General features: G+C 42.2%; 19 protein-coding genes. 9 read left to right on the top strand and 10 right to left on the bottom strand.

All coding sequences use genetic code 11. The features are described 5' to 3' along the window. Positions 1-795 (bottom strand): DUF2797 domain-containing protein, encoded by a 795-nt coding sequence (locus ACOV1Q_RS04745; protein ID WP_424493216.1) that lies wholly within the window; start codon positions 793-795, stop codon positions 1-3. 118 nt (positions 796-913) lie between these two features. Between ACOV1Q_RS04745 and ACOV1Q_RS04740 the strand changes: the two genes are divergently transcribed. Next, on the top strand, positions 914-2,428 hold the full coding sequence (locus ACOV1Q_RS04740) for a GH3 auxin-responsive promoter family protein (protein WP_424493215.1): 1,515 nt from the start codon (positions 914-916) through the stop codon (positions 2,426-2,428). A 551-nt stretch (positions 2,429-2,979) separates the two neighbouring features. Here ACOV1Q_RS04740 and hemL read toward each other — a convergent pair. From hemL to ACOV1Q_RS04720, 4 genes are read right to left on the bottom strand one after another with little or no spacing between them, the layout of a single operon-like run. After that, positions 2,980-4,269: a glutamate-1-semialdehyde 2,1-aminomutase gene (gene hemL / locus ACOV1Q_RS04735; RefSeq protein ID WP_424493214.1), complete on the bottom strand. Its 1,290-nt coding sequence runs from the start codon at positions 4,267-4,269 to the stop codon at positions 2,980-2,982. Between the two features lie 19 nt (positions 4,270-4,288). Further along, positions 4,289-5,128, bottom strand: coding sequence for a glucosaminidase domain-containing protein (locus ACOV1Q_RS04730; RefSeq protein ID WP_424493213.1), 840 nt, complete (start codon positions 5,126-5,128; stop codon positions 4,289-4,291). Position 5,129: 1 nt separating this feature from the next. After that, the gene (locus ACOV1Q_RS04725) at positions 5,130-6,050 is read right to left on the bottom strand and encodes a 1-aminocyclopropane-1-carboxylate deaminase/D-cysteine desulfhydrase (RefSeq protein ID WP_424493212.1); all 921 of its coding nucleotides are present in this window, start codon (positions 6,048-6,050) and stop codon (positions 5,130-5,132) included. Between the two features lie 42 nt (positions 6,051-6,092). Beyond that, the gene (locus tag ACOV1Q_RS04720) at positions 6,093-6,464 is read right to left on the bottom strand and encodes a hypothetical protein (protein WP_424493211.1); all 372 of its coding nucleotides are present in this window, start codon (positions 6,462-6,464) and stop codon (positions 6,093-6,095) included. Here ACOV1Q_RS04720 and ACOV1Q_RS04715 point away from each other — a divergent pair. The 4 genes from ACOV1Q_RS04715 to ACOV1Q_RS04700 all read left to right on the top strand — a co-directional run bounded on the left by ACOV1Q_RS04715 (position 6,452) and on the right by ACOV1Q_RS04700 (position 11,109). Next, entirely contained in the window at positions 6,452-6,628 is a 177-nt protein-coding gene (locus tag ACOV1Q_RS04715) for a C1orf53 family protein (RefSeq protein WP_424493210.1), read from the top strand. The genes ACOV1Q_RS04720 and ACOV1Q_RS04715 overlap by 13 nt on opposite strands. Before the next feature lie 3 nt (positions 6,629-6,631). After that, complete coding sequence (gene hutU, locus ACOV1Q_RS04710) at positions 6,632-8,653, top strand: urocanate hydratase (protein ID WP_424493209.1); 2,022 nt, start codon at positions 6,632-6,634, stop codon at positions 8,651-8,653. A gap of 20 nt (positions 8,654-8,673) precedes the next feature. Beyond that, a complete protein-coding gene (locus ACOV1Q_RS04705; RefSeq protein ID WP_424493208.1) occupies positions 8,674-9,213 on the top strand; it encodes a DUF4136 domain-containing protein in 540 nt (179 codons plus the stop codon). Between the two features lie 138 nt (positions 9,214-9,351). Next, a complete protein-coding gene (locus ACOV1Q_RS04700; protein WP_424493207.1) occupies positions 9,352-11,109 on the top strand; it encodes an aromatic amino acid hydroxylase in 1,758 nt (585 codons plus the stop codon). A 101-nt stretch (positions 11,110-11,210) separates the two neighbouring features. Here the strand turns inward: ACOV1Q_RS04700 and ACOV1Q_RS04695 are convergent, their stop codons facing one another. The 5 genes from ACOV1Q_RS04695 to alaS form a co-directional block, all read right to left on the bottom strand. Beyond that, the gene (locus tag ACOV1Q_RS04695) at positions 11,211-11,534 is read right to left on the bottom strand and encodes a type II toxin-antitoxin system PemK/MazF family toxin (protein WP_424493206.1); all 324 of its coding nucleotides are present in this window, start codon (positions 11,532-11,534) and stop codon (positions 11,211-11,213) included. Continuing rightward, complete coding sequence (locus ACOV1Q_RS04690) at positions 11,521-11,757, bottom strand: hypothetical protein (protein ID WP_424493205.1); 237 nt, start codon at positions 11,755-11,757, stop codon at positions 11,521-11,523. Before ACOV1Q_RS04690 ends, ACOV1Q_RS04695 begins: the two co-directional genes overlap by 14 nt. A 54-nt stretch (positions 11,758-11,811) precedes the next feature. Further along, on the bottom strand, positions 11,812-12,441 hold the full coding sequence (locus ACOV1Q_RS04685; RefSeq protein ID WP_424493204.1) for a DUF4230 domain-containing protein: 630 nt from the start codon (positions 12,439-12,441) through the stop codon (positions 11,812-11,814). A gap of 96 nt (positions 12,442-12,537) precedes the next feature. Then, complete coding sequence (locus tag ACOV1Q_RS04680; protein WP_424493203.1) at positions 12,538-13,482, bottom strand: GSCFA domain-containing protein; 945 nt, start codon at positions 13,480-13,482, stop codon at positions 12,538-12,540. A 169-nt stretch (positions 13,483-13,651) separates the two neighbouring features. Then, a complete protein-coding gene (alaS, locus tag ACOV1Q_RS04675) occupies positions 13,652-16,264 on the bottom strand; it encodes an alanine--tRNA ligase (protein WP_424493202.1) in 2,613 nt (870 codons plus the stop codon). A gap of 136 nt (positions 16,265-16,400) precedes the next feature. On the opposite strand from alaS, the gene ACOV1Q_RS04670 reads away from it, so the two are divergent. From ACOV1Q_RS04670 to ACOV1Q_RS04655, 4 genes are read left to right on the top strand one after another with little or no spacing between them, the layout of a single operon-like run. Continuing rightward, positions 16,401-17,378, top strand: a complete 978-nt coding sequence (locus ACOV1Q_RS04670) for a M23 family metallopeptidase (RefSeq protein ID WP_424493201.1) — start codon at positions 16,401-16,403, stop codon at positions 17,376-17,378. After that, positions 17,378-17,707 (top strand): MerR family transcriptional regulator, encoded by a 330-nt coding sequence (locus ACOV1Q_RS04665; RefSeq protein ID WP_424493200.1) that lies wholly within the window; start codon positions 17,378-17,380, stop codon positions 17,705-17,707. The genes ACOV1Q_RS04670 and ACOV1Q_RS04665 overlap by 1 nt, the downstream gene beginning before the upstream one ends. A gap of 2 nt (positions 17,708-17,709) precedes the next feature. Further along, positions 17,710-18,309 (top strand): LemA family protein, encoded by a 600-nt coding sequence (locus ACOV1Q_RS04660; RefSeq protein ID WP_424493199.1) that lies wholly within the window; start codon positions 17,710-17,712, stop codon positions 18,307-18,309. A gap of 11 nt (positions 18,310-18,320) precedes the next feature. After that, positions 18,321-18,755 carry a TPM domain-containing protein gene (locus ACOV1Q_RS04655; RefSeq protein ID WP_424493198.1) on the top strand — a complete coding sequence of 145 codons (435 nt, stop codon included), beginning with the start codon at positions 18,321-18,323 and terminating at the stop codon, positions 18,753-18,755. Position 18,756: the final 1 nt, after the last annotated feature.

The raw sequence follows: 18,756 nt of genomic DNA, 5'->3' as shown, positions 1-18,756 counted from the left end.
TTATTTTACCGCTAAACTAACCTCATAGCCTTCATGGTTTCGAACATTAAAGACCATACCATCTTCAAAAATGAGGTACTGGCCTTTAATTCCTTTAAGCACTCCTTCGTAATACGGAGTTTTCTTTAATGTAAGACTTTTGATCTTTTGCGGATATTCCTCCACGGGATACGCGATTTCCAGCTCGGTGGAATTGGCGAGGTAATAATCTTTCACTTCCTCGGGAAGATGCTCTTTCAGTTGTTCTTTAGTTTCTGCGAGATTGAGATCTTTCAGGTCATTGGTAAGCATTTTCCTCCAGTTGGTTTTATCAGAAACGTGGCTTTTAAGAGCTACTTCAGAAATCCCTGCGAGATAACGATTGGGCACCTCTACCACCTCGATCGCCTCATGCGCGCCCTGATCTATCCAGCGCGTGGGTATCTGGCTTTTCCTGGTCACCCCAACTTTCACGTTACTGGAATTTGCCAGGTAGACCACATGCGGCTGCAGTTGTGCCTTTTGCTCATACTCAAGATCCCTGTCCTGCTCCCCAAGGTGTGCTTTACTCAATTCGGGGCGCATCACCCAGTCGCCCATTTCGGGCAGAGCCATCAAGCAGTTATAGCAAACGCCATTTCTAAAGATCTTTTTTTGACGATGACAATGAAGGCATTGAAATCTTAAGAAGTTAATAGAAATTTTCTTCCCTAATAATTGATTCACATTCAGGAAATCATGTTCAAAAATGAGATAATACTGCACCCTTGTGCTTAATTCGGTTTTCATTTTTGTGAGGACTCCATGGTAATTCATAAACGGGGAATTTTTTTATCTGTTTTGGCTTTTGTAAGCTACAAGAATAGTTTTAATTTTAACCGGCCAACCAACCTGTGCCGCGGTTTAAAAAGCCGGCCGTAAAGATACTAGAAAAATGCCAATTCCATTAGTTCACTCCATAGCTTCCTGGTTTCTTAAGAAGCGCATTCATCAAATGGAGTTATTCCTAAAGTATCCGCACGATGTGCAGTTTGAGCTGCTGAAAAAGCTTTTGGCAAAAGCTAAAGATACAGAAATTGGCAGAAAATATGATTTTGCATCCATCAGGAGTTATGATCATTTTGCAGCCCGTGTTCCGGTTCGGCAATATGAAGATTATGAACCCGAAATTGAGCGCAGCCGAAGAGGGGAGGTAAATATTTTCTGGCCTACTCCCATAAAATGGTTTGCGAAATCCAGCGGGACTACCAATGCTAAAAGTAAGTTTATTCCGGTTAGCGAAGATTCGCTGGAGAAATGCCATTATGCAGCCGGTAAAGACATGCTGTGCATGTACCTCAACAATAATCCCAATTCCCAAATGTTCAGCGGAAAGAGCCTGCGCCTGGGCGGGAGCAAAGAACTTTACTGCGAAAATGGAACCCAGTACGGCGACCTTTCGGCTATTTTGATCGACAACATGCCTTTTTGGGCAGAATTCAGCAGTACCCCGGGCAATGAAGTTTCGCTTATGAGCAACTGGGAAGAAAAGATGCCCGCGATTGTGAAGGAAAGCAGGAAGGAAAAGGTGACGAGCCTGGCGGGGGTTCCTTCATGGATGCTGGTGCTGCTCAACAACGTGCTCGAAGCCTCGGGCAAAGACAACCTTTTTGACGTGTGGCCTTCGCTGGAAGTGTATTTTCATGGCGGCGTGAATTTTCAGCCTTATGAAGAACAATATCGCAAGATCCTGCCAGATGAAGATTTCAGGTTCTATGAGATCTACAATGCTTCGGAAGGATTTTTCGCCATTCAGGATCAAAATAATTCCAAAGAAATGCTGTTAATGCTTGACTACGGAATTTTCTACGAGTTCATTCCGATGGAAACCTATGGCAGTCACAACGAAAAGATCATTCCTCTTGCTGAAGTAGAAAAAGACAAGAATTACGCGATCCTCATTACTACCAACGCAGGATTGTGGCGTTACAAAATTGGCGACACCATTCGGTTTACTTCAACAAACCCTTACAGGATAAAGGTCACCGGAAGAACAAAACATCACATCAACGTATTTGGGGAAGAAGTGATCATTGAAAATGCAGAGGAAGCATTAAAAAAGGCTTCTGAGCGTACAGGAGCAGAAATTGTAGATTACACCGCGGCACCCATTTTTATGGAAGGAAAAGAGAAAGGTGCCCATGAATGGATCATAGAGTTTAAAACTCCGCCACAAGATCTGAATACCTTCACCGAAACTTTTGACAAGACGCTTCAAAGCATTAACAGTGATTATGAAGCGAAACGCTTTAATAGCATGACCCTGAATAAGCCGAAGATCCACCAGGCAAGGGAAAAGTTATTTTACGATTGGCTCAAAAAGAACGACAAACTCGGTGGGCAGCACAAGATCCCCAGACTTTCCAACTCTCGTGTTTATGTGGAAGAATTACTCGGAATGAATGCTTAGGAAATAGGCTTTAGGCTTTAGACAAAAAATAATTAAAAAGTTTTTCGAAAAATTTTATTATTCGGCAACCTGAACTTGTTTCAGGTTCTACCTAAATAGAAACGAAACTTAAGTTTCTGAAACAAATTATCCTTAATAGCCTTGTTCTCCTGCTGCCAGGAAAATTTGTATCTAAATGCTCATTTTAACCCCAGACAAAGCGAAAATTACCTGCTCCAAAATTTGGAGCGGCCTATCGAAAATTGATCGTGAAATTTGAGGTGAGATGGCGTTAAATTTTCTGCTGTTTGAGCGCCGAGGCCCTTTCTCGTTGTTCACATTTCTCTCGCGAGTTCAGAAAATTTAGACAGCGAGCGAAAAATTTAGATCCATTTTCGTAAGCCTAGATTTTTTGGTTCTTTTTCATCAATGGAAAAAGAACAAAAAGCTCTTACTCTAGGCTCACTAAGAAATTCAATTTATCTGTCTTTGCCCGCCAGACAAAACTGTTCAGTTTTCAGAATGACGTAATCTTCTTTTTTAGCCTCAGCTTATATCCAAAAAAGCCAGATTTACTTCAACTTCTTCGCTACCCGGTCTACCGCAGCCACAGTTTCATTAAGATCTTCGTAAGATAAAGCATCGGTGATGAACCAGGTTTCAAAAGCACTCGGCGCAATGTAAACACCGTTATCCAGCATTCCGTGGAAGAACTTTTTAAAGGTGTCGTTATTTGCTCTGGCAGCCGATTCAAAATCTACCACAGGTTCTTTTGAAAAATGAACAGAAATCATGGATCCAATCCGGTTGATCGTATGTGGTACCTTGTTTTCATTCAGCACCTTCTCTATTCCCATATGCAGGAATTCAGTTTTGCTGGCAATACTGTCATAGATCTCTCCATTTTTGTTTAGTTGTGTTAGCATTGCAAGCCCAGCGGCCATTGCCAACGGATTTCCACTTAGAGTCCCCGCCTGGTACACCGGCCCATCAGGAGCAAGGTGATCCATGATTTCGCTTCGGCCGGCAAATGCACCAACCGGCAAGCCGCCACCTACTACTTTTCCGAAGCAAACAATATCGGCCTTAATGTTTTTCAATTCCTGAACTCCGCCTTTTGCCTGGCGGAATCCCGTCATGACCTCATCAAAGATCAACAGGGCGTTGTATTGATTACACAATTCCCGAAGCCCTTCCAAAAACCCCTTTTTTGGAGGGATACATCCCATATTTCCCGCAATAGGCTCGAGAATGATACAGGCAACTTCATCTTGATTGGCTTTTAGAAGCTCCTCGACGCTTTCCAAATCGTTGAATCGGGCCAGCAAGGTATCTTTTGCTGTTCCCTTTGTGACTCCCGGGCTGTTGGGGGTTCCAAAAGTAACTGCGCCGCTTCCCGCTTGTATCAAGAAGGAATCACTGTGCCCGTGATAACAGCCGGCAAATTTGATGATCTTTTCTTTTGAAGTAAATCCGCGGGCGAGACGTACAGCGCTCATACAGGCTTCTGTACCCGAATTCACAAACCTAATTTTTTCAATATTTGGCACCATGGAGACGGCAAGTTCTGCAATGGCAGTTTCAATTTCTGTAGGAGTTCCAAAAGAGGTTCCTTTTTTAGCCTTTTCAATAACCGCATCAACAACTGGTTGATAGGCATGACCTAATATCAAAGGCCCCCAGGAATTTATGTAATCAATGTATTTATTACCGTCTTCGTCAAAAAGGTAAGCACCTCTGGCTTCTTTTATAAAAACAGGCTCCCCGCCTACCGCACTAAAGGCCCGTACAGGAGAATTCACTCCTCCAGGAATTACTTTTTTTGCCGATGTAAATAATGCACTGCTCCTCTTATAATTCATAAAACTGATTTTTCGTTTATTAAAGCGGGGTCACGTAAAGTGTTTGACCAATAGAGATGGTTGATCCCGTTAAATTATTACTTCTTTGTAGTTGCTCAACGCTGGTGTTATACCTCTTCGCAATGGAATATAAAGTATCCCCTTTTTGCACCACATGCTTTTCCACCCCGCCTCGCTGTGTTTCATAACCGGCAACAGGTTTTCCCAAGACTTCGGCATCATACCGGTAAAGCGCGTAGCGTTCAATGAGACTTATGAGTTTGGTGGGGTATGCCCTGTCTGTAGCATATCCGGCGGCTTTTAAACCTTTGGCCCAACCTTCGTAGTCATCTTGATCTAGGTCAAACAGGGCTGCATATCTTTTTCTTTCAGTGAGAAAGAGAGAGTGATCCCGAAACGAATATTTCGCGTCCTTGTATTTCCTGAAACACTCCTGCCGGCGGTCATCATCGTGAAAAACCTCACCGCCTTTCCAGCCGTGACATTTTATTCCGAAGTGGTTGTTTGCTTTTCTTGTCAGCTCTCCCTCCCCTGCACCAGATTCTAATATTCCCTGTGCCAGGGTAATACTTGCCGGGATTTTGTAGTTCCTCATTTCCTCCTGTGCTATTGGCGCATAGGTGTCGATATAATATAGAACTTTATCTGTATAACTGTTGCGTGGCAAATTTTCCCTCACGTCATTTTCTACTGCTGCAGGTACATTACGCGCATCAGATTTTTTCATGACCACACCGTTTTGCCCCTTGATTGGCCTTTCGGTTTTAGACTTCTCCTTCCCAAAAATCTTGCGGGTTACATTACAAGAGCTCACTGCAAACAGTAGCAACAGTGCAAAAAGCGTATAACAAATTCTCATTTTAAATATCAATTTGAGGTAATCCCTTCTTTTTCAACAGCCGATTCATTCCCGGAATGCCCTGGAGTCCTCCCGTATGGACGGCTAAAATACGAGTATTTTCAGAAAAATGGCCTTTAGAAATAAGATCCAGAACACCGTACATCATTTTTCCTGTGTAAACAGGATCTAGCCTAACGTTGTATTGCATCTTAAAATTATTGATGAAATTCACCAAATCCTCGTTTACCTTAGCATAACCCCCAAAATGGTAATCTATTGCCAATTCCCAGTTCTTTTTGCAGGTAAATTTTTCCACTTCTGAAGCTAAAAAATCTCCTTTTAAAGCCGGAAATCCAATGATTTTTTGCGCTTCGAAAGAAGAATTTACGATTCCGGAAATCGTTCCGCAGGTTCCCACCGGGCAGCAAACCACATGAAACTTCTTGTCTTCATCAGAAAGTATTTCCTCGCAGCCTTTTATCGCCAGGTCATTCGTGCCGCCTTCAGGAATGAGATAAAACAAGCCGAATTTCTTCTGAAGCCTTTCCAGCATTTCATCTGAATCCTTGAGCCTGTAATCTTCCCTGGAAATGAAGTCGAACTCCATTCCGCAGGAAGATGCAAATTTTAAGGTTGCATTTTCATGAATTGTCTTCTCAATATCCCTTCCCAGTTCCTCTCCCCGAATGATCCCTATTGTTTTTAGTCCGTAGAGCTTACCTGCAGCAGCCGTCGCGGCGATGTGATTTGAATAAGCCCCTCCAAAAGTGACAATTTTAGAATACTTTTCAAAAATGGCATTTTGGAGGTTATATTTCAGCTTCCGGAATTTATTCCCGGAGACTTCAGGATGCAGGAGATCTTCCCGTTTCAGGAATAACGAAACTCCGTTCTTTTCGGTAATAAACTGGTTGGGAATTGATCGTTCCTGTTGTAGCATTCTTTAGATTCAGAAAAATTCAGAAAATATTTTATGTGAGCCTCAAAGATACTTGAAGAAGCTCCAAAACCTGCGTTTTTCAAGGTACTGCAAATTCCTCTCATTAGAATAGGCTTCCCGTTCAAAACTTATTGCACTGTAAGCTTTGAAGGAATCCCGGTACTGTATGAGGCGTATGAGATATTCCAAAAGGTACCAAATAAAGAAAAAGACCAACAAGAGCTCCATTTGCTGCCTCAAATGAATACGTTCATGATTCATAAAAACCGGCTTTCCTTTGAGTTCCCGGCGTCTTATAAATATAATTGGCCATAAAGTTACGCCGTCAAACCGGCGCGCCAGAATGTATTTATTTACGACCACGAACATGGCAACAATATAAGAAATGCTACTTTTGTGATATGAGTTTTCCAAAGAAAAAAATTCCGCTGGAGGACGGCGATTATTATCTTACCCCTGAAGGTTACCGGTGCTTTACTGCACAATATCACCTTAAGCGCGGCTACTGCTGCCAAAGCGGCTGCCGTCACTGCCCTTACGGATACGATTCAAAAACAAACCAACAGAAGAAAAATTAACATATGAGCTTCAAAAATGACATTTTAGAAGGCATTCCCGCGGAGCTTCCTCCTCCAAAAGCTTATGACAAGCACGTAAACCATGCACCCAAACGCAAGGATATTTTAACTTCTGAAGAGAAAAAGCTCGCCCTTAAAAACGCGCTGCGGTATTTTGACTCCCGGCAACACTCTATTCTCTTACCCGAGTTTCTTGAGGAACTCAACACCTACGGGAGAATTTACATGTACAGGTTGCGCCCCGATTATGAGATGTATGCGCGGCCCCTGGATGAATATCCCGGTAATAGTGTGCAGGCAAAGGGAATCATGCTCATGATACAAAACAATCTGGATCCAAAAGTGGCGCAGCATCCGCATGAATTGATCACCTACGGCGGAAATGGTGCTGTTTTTCAGAATTGGGCACAATACCGGCTGGTGATGAAATATTTGGCCGAAATGACCGATAAGCAAACGCTGGTTATAAATTCCGGGCATCCCCTAGGGCTCTTTCCCTCACACGCCGATGCACCACGCGTGGTCGTCACCAACGGAATGATGATCCCCAATTATTCCAAACCCGACGACTGGGAGAAATATAATGCCTTGGGAGTCACGCAATATGGCCAGATGACCGCGGGAAGTTATATGTACATTGGCCCCCAGGGAATTGTTCACGGCACCACGATCACTGTTTTAAATGCACTTCGGAAGATTTCAAAAGATCCCGCAGGTGCCCTTTTTGCAACCTCCGGACTCGGTGGCATGAGCGGTGCACAACCAAAAGCGGGGAATATTGCGGGCTGTATAACCGTTTGCGCCGAAATAAATCCTAAAGCTGCCCGCACAAGATATGAACAAGGCTGGGTAGACGAGATGATCAGTGATCTTGGCGCCCTCGTATCACGCGTAAAAAAAGCAAAAAAGGAGCAGGAAACAATTTCTCTGGCTTATCTTGGAAACGTAGTGGACGTTTGGGAAAAGTTTGCCAATGAAAATATTAAGATCGATCTGGGAAGTGACCAAACCTCCCTTCACAATCCCTGGGCAGGAGGTTATTATCCCGCCGGATTGTCTTTTGAAGAATCCAACAAATTAATGGCCGAAGATCCTGCTGCTTTCAAGGTTAAAGTACAGGAAAGTCTGCGTCGCCATGTAAAAGGCATTAACACGCACACCAAAAATGGCACTTATTTCTTCGATTATGGAAACGCCTTTCTCCTGGAAGCCTCCAGAGCGGGCGCTGCGATTCATAAGGATGAAAAAGGGAATTTCGTAAAAGCATCTTCAGCAGAAGAAGAACTGAATTTCGCTTACCCGAGTTATGTCCAGGATATTATGGGACCCTTGTGTTTTGATTATGGGTTTGGACCATTCCGCTGGGTTTGTGCATCAGGAAAAGAAGAAGATCTTCAGAAAACAGATGAAATTGCTACGGAAGTTCTCGCCCGACTCAAAGAAAATGCTCCGGAAGAAATTCAGCAGCAAATGGAGGATAATATCCGATGGATTAAAGGTGCGCAGGAGAACAAATTAGTAGTTGGGTCACAAGCCCGCATTTTATATGCAGATGCACAGGGTCGTATGGCCATTGCTAAAGCATTTAATAATGCGATATCAAAAAATGAGATTGGAAATATCATTTTAGGAAGGGATCACCACGATGTTTCAGGAACGGATTCCCCTTACCGGGAAACCTCCCATATTTACGACGGTTCAAGATTCACGGCAGATATGGCTATTCAAAATGTAATTGGCGACAGCTTTAGAGGCGCTACCTGGGTAAGCATTCATAATGGCGGCGGCGTTGGTTGGGGAGAAGTTATAAATGGCGGTTTCGGTATGATTCTTGATGGTAGTAAAGAAGCCGAAAGGCGACTTAACTCTATGCTATTCTGGGATGTAAACAACGGGATTGCAAGAAGATCATGGGCGCGAAATGACAGGGCCATATTTGCAATTAAAAGAGCAATGGAAACAGAACCTCTTCTAAGAGTCACTCTTCCAAATACGGTAGAAGAAAGTTTACTAAAGACATTGTAGAACTTAAAAGAACTTACATTATGAGATTTTTAAAAATTACTCCTGTACTGTTCCTGTTGGCGGTTGTTTTCTCCTCCTGCAACAGCGTGAAAGTAGCGACCGATTATGATCGGGAAGTGAATTTCAACCAGTATGAAACTTTCGCTTTCTTTAAGCCGGGAATCGACAAGGCTGAAATTTCTGATCTTGATAAGAAAAGGATCCTTAGAGCCATAGAAGCCGAACTTCTTGCGCAGGGCCTTACAAAATCTGACAATCCAGATCTTCTTGTGAGCATATTTACAAAAACGAAAGAAAACATCAATATCTATAACAACAACTTTGGATACGGTTATGGCTGGGGATGGCACCCATGGTATTGGGGAGCCGGTGCAAATACAGTAAACTCTACTACTGAAGGTACGCTGTACATAGACCTCATTGATGCTGAAGACAAAGAACTTGTGTGGCAGGGAATGGGTACTGCTGCCTTAGCACGAGACGTTGACAAAAAACAGGAAAGGATCAATAAGATTGTTTCCAAAATCATGGAAAAATATCCACCGGCAATATCCAGATAAAATTTTAGCCCCTCACCAAAGAAGCCACTAATTTAGAAGTTTAGAATTAGTGGCTTTTTATTTCTTCACAGCCTTACAGAAAACGATTTCGTAAATCTCAATTTTGTATATTTAGAGCAAGGTTTAGACAAATATTTTATGGAAAAGGAATTTGAATCAAATGAGATCATAGATCGTCTTCCGGCGCATCTTAAGCAGTTCATAAAACCTCAGAATTATGAAGATTATACTGCCATAAACCAGGCGGTTTGGCGATATGTGATGAGGAAGAACGTGGAATACCTGAGTCAGGTGGCACATTCCTCCTATCTCGACGGACTAAAAAAAACGGGGATTTCCATTGATCATATTCCAAATATGTACGGGATGAACCGTATCCTGAAAGAAATTGGCTGGGCAGCAGTCGCCGTGGACGGTTTCATTCCGCCGGCCGCTTTTATGGAATTCCAGGCATTTAACGTACTCGTGATTGCAAGTGATATTCGGCAGCTCGAACATATTGAATACACTCCGGCGCCCGATATTATCCACGAAGGAGCCGGCCACGCCCCCATTATTGCAAATCCTGAATATGCCGAATATCTTCGCCGCTTTGGGGAGATTGGCTGTAAAGCTATCTCAAGTGCTAAAGACCACGAAATTTACGAAGCAATAAGGCATTTATCCATCATTAAAGAAGCCGAAGACACTCCCGAAGATGAAATCGAAGCTGCTGAAAAAAAGGTAGATGAGCTGCAGAATGACGTGAGAGAGCAAAGCGAGATGGCACAAATAAGAAACCTGCACTGGTGGACTGTAGAATACGGACTTATTGGAACACCCGAGAATCCGAAGATCTATGGTGCCGGATTGTTATCTTCCATAGGAGAAAGCGCCTGGTGTATGACAGATAAAGTAAAGAAGCGTCCCTACACTATTGAAGCAGCACAGCAGGATTTCGATATTACCAAACCTCAGCCTCAATTATACGTCACTCCGGATTTTGCACATCTAAGCCTCGTTTTGGAGGAGTTTGCCAATAAAATGGCACTTCGTGTAGGCGGACTTGAAGGAATAAAAAAATTAATCAATTCCGGAAGTTTAGGAACGATAGAATTAAGCACGGGAATTCAAATTTCGGGGGATTTCACAAAGGTGATCGAGCACAAGGGGAAGCCGGTTTATTTCCAAACCACCGGAAAAACGGCGCTGGCTTCACGCGAAAAAGAACTTGTTGGTCATGGCACAGAAAATCACCCCGAAAGTTTTGGCTCACCCCTTGGAAAGCTAAAAGGTATTAATCTGGCGATTGAGGATATGAGTCCGCGGGACCTCAGGGCCTACGACATCTATGAAGGTGAAAAAGTGAAATTTGAATTTGAAGGTGGCGTAGTGGTTTCCGGGGAAATTATCACCGGAACAAGAAACCTGCACGGCAAGATCATTCTCATCAGCCTTCAGAATTGTACGGTCACCTATCAGGATGAAATTTTGTTTAAACCCGAATGGGGAAATTATGATATGGCCGTTGGAAAAGAAATTATTTCAGCTTTTGCAGGCCCTGCAGATGCAAAATCCTTTAACCTAATCACCCACAAAACCTCTTCCACCACCATAAAAAGCCAAAAAACTCCTGAAAGAGAAGAGCTGGAATCCCTGTATAGATCTGTAAGGAACATAAGGGAAGGTAACAGCACAAAATTTTCCCTGGAAGCTGCATTTGAGCTGGTTCAGAAATATCATTCAAAAGACTGGTTACTTTCCGTAGAAATTTATGAACTGGTCCACGATCATGATGAAAAATTTGCTCAAAATATCCTGGCGCACCTTGAAGACGTCAAAGCAAGCCGACCTGAAGTGGCGCATTTAATTAATGGCGGCATTAGTCTCATTCAATCCAAAATGGCAACGCAGTAATGGTCTTGAAAATAGCATTGTTGGTTGCAGTTCTTGTTCTCATTCGTGCCTACAACTATGAGAAAAAACGGATAGACAAAAAGAAGAAGTAAAAAATTATTTCAGGAAAGGATAAATAGTTGTCTTAATTTCAAATTCAGTAACTGTATTTCTTCTTTTCTTAATTCACCAATTTTGCCGGTAATTAGATCAATTTCCAAGGTCGCTATTTTGCTCGTCCTTACCAGGGATGGTACTTTTAGATTATTTGAAGAGGGATCAGGTTCTAAATAAAGATCTGTATCTTCTCCTGAATTCATTTTGGAAGTGATGAAACAAACCACAACGTCTATTTCACCTTTATAAAGTATAACCGCCGGCCTTCTTTTCTTTCCTTTTAGATTGGTGAACGGAAAAGAAATTAATACGAGGTCACCCTTTTTCATGAAATCTCTCGGTCAAATCAGAATCATGATATAATTCTTCTTCCTCTTCTAAAAAGTCAAAGGACTTGCCTTGTGAAACAACCTTTTGGATATCACTTCTTATACCTTGATCTTCATTTTTTTTCAGTAGAAAATCAACATAATCCTCCACCTCTTTTAACCTCCAATCGGGAAGCTGAGAAATTTTTTTAACTGTTTTATTGATTATGATTTGCCTGTCCATACCTCGATATTGATAGACTAATTTACAAAATATAATTCTTCAGGAATCAGGGAGTTAGAAAAAATTCCATTTCAATTTTATTTCCTCAAAATTCCCGGGATTCTGAAATTCTTCATTATCGTACTGCAGCGTCCAACCCAGAGAATTGGTGAGAATATAGATCTTCTGAAGTTCGCTTATCAGTCGGTTTTCGGCGTTTGATTTGAGGCTGGATTTCTCCACTTTTTCTCTCATAGATTTGTTGATGCGCTGCTTGATCTTATTAAAATCTGAAGCTTCGAACTGGTTTAAATAATCCTGCGTAACATCGTAGTATTTGATATCAGGATTGATCGAGATCTCCTCCTCCGGAATATGCTTTATGATCACCGTTTTATTCTCTTCATCCAGCTCCACCTCCATTTTGCTAAGGTCGTAAGCCACGGTGGCGGTTGCATTTACCACAATCAAAGCCTTTTTCCTCGCAAAAAGCACGTCGAGATAAAACTTTTTGGAATCATTATAGGTGTACACCTGTGAGAACGTCCCTTCGGTCACCACTAGTTTCCCAACATTTTTTATCTGTTCCTGGATAAGGGATGTGCTTTCTTCCAGCCGGTCCCGTTCATCATTTCGATTGTCAAAATATCGAATTCCGAAAACGACCAGCAAGACCAGCAATGCTCCAATAAGGAAATTTCTCATAAATAGATTTTAAGGCGAAACAGACTTTTCAAAAATGGCATTTTTGTTAGCTTTTTTCCTAATATACAAATAACAGGCCTTTCCTGAAAAAGAAGTCTAAAATGTCATTTTTGGATACTTTTCCTGCAGAACTTTCATTTTTAGTTGCAGCTGCTGAAGAAATTGTTGGTGCGCTTCAGAATTTTCATTGAAAGGCCGGTGCAAAAGACCTTTTTGGATCTTTTCCACTTCTGCCATTGTCTTTTGGGTTTCTGAAGTCATCCAGGTCTCCTTGAATTTCGCCCAAATATAATTGATAGCCGTGGCATTGGGATGGATCATATCTTCCTTATAAAACCGGTAATCCCGAAGCTCATCTATCATGATCTCGTAAGACGGAAAGTAGGAAATTCGTGAGGCTTTTTGTTTATTTATCAGGTCATGAATGGCTGAAATAAGCGCCGCCTTGCTTCGCTGATTTTCTATAAATCCGTCCTTTAAATGACGTACCGGCGAAACCGTGAAGATCACCTGAATTTCAGGATTTAGCTGTTCAAGAACCTCCAGGCATCCAAAAATGTCATTTTTGACCGGCATTAATTCCTTGCTGAAATTCTTCTGAGGAACCTTATGACAATTCGCAACAGTCTTTCCCGTTTCGTTTAGACTGTAACCCCAAGCCGTGCCGGGAGTGATCACTACATGTGTCGCCTCCTTCAGAAACTCGTGTGTCTGCTGAATTCCAGCGTTCAATTTCTTCAGGATGTCTTCTTTTTCCCTGCTGTTAAGGTCTGAATGTGCTTCGTAGCATTTCCAAGTCTCGTTATAATGGAAAATATCCTCTTCGCCGTAAATTTTTTGCTCCTGAAGCCTTTTTAAGAAGTTAAGGATTGCCGCGGGATGAAAAAGAATTCCGAAGGGATTTTGCAGTGTTTGAAACTTATAAAATTCCAGTTTCTCCCCAATGTTTTCCACAAAACAGGATCCCAATAATAGAATCTTTGAGTCAAATCCTATTTTTGGATCCTGTGGTGTCACCGGTATTTTAGTACGGAATTCCATTGTACCCTTCTGTTTCAGTGCTTCATTTCCAGCAATTCTTGAACATTTGCTAGATCTGGTAATAAAACCGTCATTCTGAACTCGTTTCAGAATCTTATCGTGCGAATTGCTGTAATGATTAGAACCTGAAACATCCCAATAGGTATCGGGACAGGATGACTTAAATCATTTACTTTGCAAAATTCACCGCTTTCTGAAGCGCTTCATTCAATCCCTCCGGATTTTTACCACCTGCAGTGGCGAAAAAGGGCTGTCCGCCACCGCCACCCTGGATGTATTTCCCGAGCTCTTTCACCACTTTCCCCGCATTGAGATCTTTCTCCTTTGCCAGGTCTTTTGAAATATAGCAGGATAAAAGTGCTTTTCCGTTTTGTTCGGTTCCAAAAAGCAGGAATAGATTATCCATTTCATCCCCAAGTTGGAAAGAAAGATCCTTAATTCCGCCGGCATCAAGATCTACTTTTTTAGCCAGGAAATTGATTCCATTGATCTCCTGAAGTTCGTTTTTGAGTTCGCCTTTCAAATTTTTTGCCTTTTCCCGCAAAAGAACTTCGATCTGTTTCTTGAGTTCGTTATTTTCATCCTGAAGGTTAGAAATTGCCTTTACAGGATCTTTTGTATTTTTCAAAACAGCTTTTACCTCCTGGAAAGCTTCGGCCTGTTCGGTAAAGTATGCTTTCGCGGCATTGGATGTAATGGCTTCAATCCTGCGGATTCCCGACGCAACCGCAGCTTCAGAAACTATTTTAAAATGCCAGATATCGCCGGTATTTGCCACGTGCGTTCCACCACAAAGCTCTGTAGATTCACCAAAATTGACCGTTCTCACCGCATCACCGTATTTCTCACCAAAAAGTGCGATCGCACCACTGTCAATCGCCTCCTGGTATGGCACCGCACGTTTATCAACCAGCGGAATCTTTTCAGAGATCCTTTCGTTTACGAAATCTTCCACCTGCTTTAATTCTTCTGAATTTACTTTGCTGAAATGTGAAAAATCAAAGCGCAAATAATCACTTTGCACCATAGAACCTTTTTGTTCTACGTGCGTCCCAAGGATCTTTCTAAGCGCCTGGTGCAGTAAATGTGTCGCCGAATGATTGGCTGCAGTCTTCGCTCTTTCAGTTGAATTTACCACAGCGTTAAACGTTTCTGCCGGTTCCTGCGGCAATTTTTTCAGAAGGTGAATGATAAGATTGTTTTCCTTACGGGTATCGATTACAGAAAATTTATCTCCTTTAGAATTCTGCAGAAAACCTTTATCTCCCACCTGTCCGCCGCCTTCAGGATAGAACGGCGTTTGATTGAGCACAACCTGGAACAATGTTCCTTCTTTTTTAGATTCCACTTTTCTATACCGGGTGATCTTCACCTCAGCTTCGAGCATGTCATAACCCACAAAGCCTTTATTCTCTTCTTCTGAAAGTATTTCCCAGTCTCCCGAAGTCACTTTTGAAGCACTCCTGGAACGGTCTTTTTGCTTCTGGAGTTCTTTTTCAAACTCTTTTTCATTCAGGTTGTAACCCTGCTCATCGAGGATGAGGGCGGTGAGATCTATCGGGAATCCGTACGTATCATAAAGTTCAAAAGCTTTTTTTCCTGAAACCGTCTTTCCTTCAGTTTCCTTTACGATTTGATCCAGCAGTACAAGGCCCTGATCCAGGGTTCGTAAAAAGCTGTTTTCTTCTTCCTTTATAACATTTTCAATAAGCGACCGCTGCGAATGCAGTTCAGGAAATGCCTCTCCCATTTGATCACTAAGCGTCCCGACCAGTTTGAAAATAAAAGGTTCTTTCTGGTTCAGGAAAGTAAACCCGTAGCGGATGGCGCGGCGCAAAATACGGCGTATTACATAACCTGCACCTGTATTTCCGGGAAGTTGCCCATCGGCAATGGCGAAGGCTACTGCCCTAATGTGATCGGCAATTACCCGGACGGCAATGTCCACCTGCTCCTCTTTTGCGTAAGAAGCACCGGTTATTTTTTGGATTTCATTGATGAGCGGCGTAAAGACATCGGTATCATAGTTTGATTTCACATCCTGTAGTACCATACACAGGCGCTCAAATCCCATTCCTGTGTCTACATGTTGCTGCGGAAGTTTTTCTAATGACCCATCGGCTTTCCTGTTAAACTGGATAAATACCAGGTTCCAGATTTCCACCACCAAAGGATGATCTTTATTTACCAGTTCCCTTCCGGAGACTTTCGCTTTTTCTTCAGCAGAACGTATGTCCACATGAATTTCAGAAGACGGGCCGCAAGGTCCCTGATCTCCCATTTCCCAGAAGTTGTCTTTTTTATTTCCGAAGATAATTCGATCTTCAGGAACGATTTCTTTCCAAAGGTCCAATGCCTCCTGGTCTACAGGAATCCCTTCAGCTTCATTGCCTTCAAAAACCGTCACGTACAGAATATCCTTATCTATCTTGTAAACCTCTGTCAATAATTCCCACGCCCAGGAGATGGCTTCTTTCTTGAAATAATCTCCAAAACTCCAGTTTCCAAGCATTTCAAACATGGTATGATGATAGGTGTCTTTCCCTACCTCTTCCAGGTCATTGTGCTTTCCGCTCACTCTAAGACATTTTTGAGTATCGGTCACTCTTGGACTCTTGGGGGTTCCGTTCCCCAGGAAAAATTCCTTGAACTGGTTCATTCCTGCGTTGGTGAACATAAGTGTGGGATCGTTCTTGATCACCATAGGAGCAGAGGGAACTATCGTATGGGATTTATCTTTAAAAAATTCGAGGAAGTTATTTCTTATTTCCTTAGATTTCATGAACTATACTATTAAAAGGTCTGAGGTTATTATTATGACAGTGAGAAAACAATTTTTATCTTTGTTCGTTTCTCAATCTAATGTTGCATTGTTTTTGCAACCCTAAATGATAAGCAAAAATAGCATAATTTAACTTATGGCGAAGGTTAAATATTATTACGATAGCGAGACACTTAGCTACAAAAAGATTGAGCGAAAGAAAGGTCGGCGTATAGGCATTGCCCTGGTAAGCATTATGGGATCATTTCTGGCAGGATTCCTTCTATTGGTCATCTATCTCAACATTCCTCAAATTGAAACACCTAAAGAAAAGGCGCTAAAAAGAGAACTCGAGAACATGAAGCTCCAGTATGGGCTGCTCAATCGGAAAATGGAGCAGGCCCAGCAAGTATTGGCAGATGTTGAAGAAAGGGATAACAACATTTACCGGCTCTATTTTGAAGCAAATCCAATTCCCGAAGAACAACGCATGGCAGGTTTTGGAGGAATAAACCGCTACAAGAATCTCGAAGGTTTTGATAACTCAAAGCTTATCATTGACAGCAACAAAAAACTGGATGTGCTTACTAAGAGAATCGTGGTACAATCCCGTTCCCTGGACGAGATCGCTACCCTTGCCGAAGACAAAGAAAACCTCCTGGCTTCCATTCCTGCCATTATGCCCGTGAAAAATGAAGATCTTAAAAGAATGGCGTCGGGTTATGGCTGGCGAACAGATCCTTTTACAAAGGTGAGAAAATTTCATTACGGAATGGATTTTACCGCTCCACGGGGCACTCCCGTCTATGCTACCGGCGATGCTATAGTAGAACGTGCCGATAACCGCTCCAGCGGCTACGGCAAACATATAAGATTAAACCACGGCTATGGTTATGTTAGTTTATATGCGCATCTTTACAAATACAATGTGAAAGTAGGTCAGAAGGTTCAACGTGGCGACCTTATAGGCTTTGTAGGAAGCACGGGGCGTTCACAGGCACCTCACGTTCACTATGAAATTTTCAAGGATGGTGAAAAGATCAATCCTCTTAATTTCTATTATGGACAACTTTCACCTGCCGAGTTTGACGAAATTTTGGAACAGGCACAACAGGAAAACCAATCATTGGATTAATGCACGTAGAACTGCCTGAAAAATTATATTATGGAATAGGCGAAGTTGCCGATGCTTTTGGCGTAAAAACTTCCCTTATCCGGTTTTGGGAAAAGGAATTTGATGTTATCAAACCAAAGAAAAATGCGAAAGGAAACAGAAAATTCACTCCCGAAGACATCAAGAACCTGGAACTCATTTACCACCTTGTAAAGGAAAGAGGCTTCACTCTTGAGGGTGCAAAAACACACCTAAAAGAAGAAAGCCATAAAACGCTTAGCAATTTCGAGATCATACGAAAACTTGAAACTATAAAATCAACTTTAATACAACTCAAAAATCAATTATAATTATGAAAAAATGGCTTGTTCCCTTGTTAGTTATTGGTGCGATCGTACTAATAGTGTACTGGATGTTTGCAGGAAAATATAATACAGCTGTACAAAAAGAAGAATCTGCAAAAACAGCCTGGGCACAGGTAGAAAATGCCTACCAGCGAAGAAATGATCTTATACCGAATTTGGTAAGTACAGTAAGAGGTGCAGCCGATTTTGAGAGAGAAACACTTTCAGAAGTGATTGAAGCCCGTTCTCGTGCAACTTCCATCAATGTGGATGCCGAGAATCTAAATGAAGCACAGCTGGAACAATTTCAGCAGGCCCAGCAACAGGTTTCCTCTTCCCTTTCCAGATTACTGGTTACTGTAGAACGATATCCCGAGCTGCGTGCTACCCAAAACTTTCAGCAGTTACAGTCACAGCTGGAAGGCACCGAGAACAGGATAAATGTTGAAAGAAACCGGTACAATGAATCTGTTAATGATTACAACATCTATATCAAACAGTTTCCTAATAACATCATCCTTGGAATGTACGGCTTTGACGACATGCCGCGATATACAGCAGATCCCGGTGCAGAAACAGCTCCTGAAGTAGATTTTGATTTTAATTAAACCTGTCAAAAATGGCTAAAGTAGACGAGTTTCTTTCCAAACAGGAAGAAGAGGAAGTGGTGGAAGCCATAAGAACTGCCGAGTTAAAAACTTCGGGAGAAATACGGGTGCACCTTGAAAAATCCAGCAAAGGAGATATTTGGAAACGCGCTATGGAAGTTTTCCACCTTCTTAAGATGGACAACACCAAAGAAGCCAATGGCGTGCTTATCTACGTTGCTGTAGAAGACAGAAACTTTATCATTTACGGCGACAAAGGGATCAACGATGTGGTGCCCCAAGATTTCTGGGAAAGCACCAAAGATGCGATCGTCTCCCAATTCAAAAAGGGCAATTTCAAACAGGGTTTAGTGGACGGCATTTTAAAGGCCGGCCACCAGCTACAGGAACATTTTCCCTGGGAAGAAGGGGACAAAAATGAACTTTCTGACAAAATATCAAGGTAAG

The sequence above is a fragment of the Salinimicrobium maris genome, from assembly GCF_049680855.1.
GTDB lineage: Bacteria > Bacteroidota > Bacteroidia > Flavobacteriales > Flavobacteriaceae > Salinimicrobium.
The sequence above is the reverse complement of the archived record's forward strand: the minus strand, read 5'-3'. Positions and strand labels throughout refer to the sequence as shown.